The organism is Pseudoalteromonas sp. P1-13-1a (assembly GCF_001401875.1).
Taxonomy (GTDB): domain Bacteria; phylum Pseudomonadota; class Gammaproteobacteria; order Enterobacterales; family Alteromonadaceae; genus Pseudoalteromonas.
The window spans coordinates 1-230 of record NZ_LKDV01000142.1; the positions used below are offsets into that span (position 1 = coordinate 1).

General features: G+C 47.0%; 1 tRNA gene. It reads right to left on the bottom strand.

Annotation, left to right across the window (positions count from 1 at the left end):
- Positions 1–89 (bottom strand) — tRNA-Ser (locus AN391_RS20170).
- Positions 90–230 lie beyond the last annotated feature (141 nt).

Consider the following 230-nt stretch of genomic DNA (forward strand, 5'->3'; position numbering starts at 1 on the left):
GGAGAAGGAGGGATTCGAACCCTCGATAGAGCTACAAACTCTATACTCCCTTAGCAGGGGAGCTCCTTCGGCCACTCGGACACCTCTCCAACGCATAACAGATTGTATTAACGGTAGTTTATTCATACCATTAATTAAATAGTGGTGGAGAGATAGGGATTTGAACCCTAGATAGGCTACAAACCTATGCCGGTTTTCAAGACCGGTGCATTCGACCACTCTGCCATCTC